This window comes from Methylobacterium indicum (assembly GCF_001043895.1).
Taxonomy (GTDB): Bacteria; Pseudomonadota; Alphaproteobacteria; order Rhizobiales; family Beijerinckiaceae; genus Methylobacterium; species Methylobacterium indicum.
In genome coordinates this window covers 1-2,551 of record NZ_JTHF01000423.1, presented here as the reverse complement: position 1 = coordinate 2,551, position 2,551 = coordinate 1, and the positions used below count along the sequence as shown (strand labels likewise).

Below are 2,551 nucleotides of genomic sequence, written 5' to 3'. Positions count from 1 at the left end.
CTCGCCCGGGTCGGCGCCGGGGTCCCGGCGCCGACCCGGGCGAGGAAGACCGTCAGTTCGAGCGGGAAATGCGTGAAGACGTGGCGCACGATCCCCGGCAGGCGCTTCCAGCGCGCATCGAGGGGCGCGTCGAGGAGAGCCTGGGCCGGGTCGTAATCGGCCCGCCACTCGCTCGTCGGCGGCTCGGCCATGGAACCGAGGAGCCCTTCCGGCGGCCGGGTGCGCAGCAGCACCGCCTCGTCGCCGGCCCGCAGCACCACGAAGGCGGCGCCGCGCCGCAGCGCGCCCGCCACCTTCTTCACCTTGCGCGGAAAGGTCTCCTGCAGGCCCTCGGCCCGGGCGCGGCAGGGCTGCATCCAGGGGCAGAGCGCGCAGGCCGGCCGCTTCGGGGTGCAGAGCGTCGCGCCGAGATCCATCACGGCCTGGGCGAAGTCGCCGGGCCGCGTCCGGGGCACCAGGTTTTCCGCGAGGCGGCGGATCTCGGGGCGCGCCGCCGGGATCGGGGTCTCGATCGCGTAGAGCCGCGAGACCACCCGCTCGACGTTGCCGTCCACCGCCGCCGCCGGCCGGTCGAAGGCGATCGCCGCGATGGCGCCGGCCGTGTAGGCGCCGATGCCGGGGAGCTTGCGCAGGCCCTCCACCGTGTCGGGAAAGCGGCCCGCCTCCGCCACCGCCTTCGCGCAGGCATGCAGGTTGCGGGCGCGGGAATAGTAGCCGAGGCCCGCCCAGGCCCCCATCACCGCCTCCTCCGGGGCCGCCGCGAGCGCCGCCACGGTCGGGAAGCGCTCCAGGAAGCGGGCGAAATACGGCTTCACCGCAGCGACGGTGGTCTGCTGCAGCATGATCTCGGACAGCCAGACCCGGTACGGATCGGGCGCGACGCCGGGCAGCGCGCGCCAGGGCAACACGCGGCGATGGCGGTCGTACCAGACCAGGAGGTCGGCGGCTTCCGGCCTTGAGTGCGACGCGGCGGGCGCTACCATGCGGCCCGCCTTAGCGGGTTTTCGGCCGCGGCGGGAGCGGGATTTCGGGAGCAATCGCCGAACGACCGCCCGGGCGGCCGAGGGCCCGAGGGTTAAGAGTTCCCTCACACGAAAACCCTATCGGTCGGGGCTTCGCGCCGGAGACGGCGATCCACCAGGACGGACGGGCGATGGCACGGCCCAAACCCTTGAGCGAGCTGATCGAGCGGTCCCTCGGCCCCGTCTTCGCGGCCCAGGGCTTCGCCTCGACCGACATCCTGGCGTCCTGGAGCGAGATCGTCGGCGAGCGGCTGGCCCGGGCCTGCCAGCCGGAGAAGCTCGAATGGTCGCGCCGGCGCGGGGCGTCGCGCGAGCAAAGGCCGGAGCCCGGCACCCTGACGGTGCGGGTCGAGGGCGCCTTCGCCCTCGAATTGCAGCACCTCGTGCCCCTGGTGATCGAGCGCATCAACCGCCATTACGGCTGGGCCTGCGTCGGCAAGATCCGGATGCGCCAGGACCGGGTCGCCCAGGCCCAGCGCCGCAAGGCCGCTCCCCCGCCCCTCGACCCGGTGCGCCGCGGCGAGGTCGCGCTCGCGGTGTCGAGCGTGAGCGAGGCCGCCTTGCGCGACGCCCTCGACCGCCTCGGCCTCGCGGTACTGGGCGCGCAGCGCCCGCGCTGACCAGACCGCCTCCTGCGTGTTCCGCGGGCGTCCGGTCCGCCGCAAGCCCGACCGGACGCCGCCGAGGCACGCGACGGCACAAAGGAAGTTGATGCGGCGGCTGCTTGCCACGAGGCGGCCGGGATTCTACCGCACTGACGACCGCGGACCCTTCCGCATCCGCCCTACGAGGACGCCTGCCATGCTCACCCGTCGCGAGGCCCTGACACTCACCGGCTCGGCCCTCGGCGCGGCGCTGCTCGCGCCGGCCCTGCCGTTCCGCGCTCTCGCCCAGGGCCCGGTGGTGGACGGCCTGATGCAGCCCGGCCCCCTCGGCGACCTCTGGCTCGGGCCCGACAATGCCCGCTGCACGATCATCGAGTACGCCTCGATGACCTGCTCGCACTGTGCCGCCTTCCACAAGACCACCTGGCCGGCGCTGAAGGAGCGCTGGGTCGATACCGGCAAGGTCCGCTTCACCCTGCGCGAGTTCCCCCTCGATCCGCTCGCCACCGCGGCCTTCATGCTGGCCCGGGCCGACAACGGCGCACGCTACTACCCGATCACCGACATGCTGTTCGACCAGCAGGCGAACTGGGCCTTCGTCCCCAAGCCCCTCGACGCCCTCGAGCAGATGATGCGCCAGGCCGGATTCTCGAAGGAGAAGTTCGAGGCCACCCTGAAGGACCAGACCCTGTACGACGCGGTGAATGCCGTGAAGGAGAAGGCGATGACGACCTTCAAGGTCAACGCCACGCCGACCTTCTTCATCAACGGCCAGAAGTACCAGGGCGAGATGACGATCGAGGGCATGGAGAAGGTGATCAAGCCGATCGTGGGAGCGTGAGGCAGGGCGTTTCGCTCTCGAACGTCGTTACGGATGCAGACGATTCTCGATTGAAGGGCGGGCTCCCCCTCTCCCCGCCCGCG

The 2,551-nt window shown here is 72.1% G+C and carries 3 protein-coding genes; 2 read left to right on the top strand and 1 reads right to left on the bottom strand.

Annotated elements, in window-relative coordinates; translation table 11 throughout:
• Positions 1-983, bottom strand: a 983-nt coding sequence (mutY, locus tag QR78_RS31055; RefSeq protein ID WP_048431495.1) for an A/G-specific adenine glycosylase, incomplete at its 3' end; no start/stop codon positions are given.
• Positions 984-1,153: 170 nt separating this feature from the next.
• Between mutY and QR78_RS31050 the strand changes: the two genes are divergently transcribed.
• Positions 1,154-1,642 (top strand): DUF721 domain-containing protein, encoded by a 489-nt coding sequence (locus tag QR78_RS31050; protein ID WP_048431494.1) that lies wholly within the window; start codon positions 1,154-1,156, stop codon positions 1,640-1,642.
• Between the two features lie 181 nt (positions 1,643-1,823).
• The gene (locus QR78_RS31045; RefSeq protein WP_048431493.1) at positions 1,824-2,468 is read left to right on the top strand and encodes a DsbA family protein; all 645 of its coding nucleotides are present in this window, start codon (positions 1,824-1,826) and stop codon (positions 2,466-2,468) included.
• Positions 2,469-2,551: the final 83 nt, after the last annotated feature.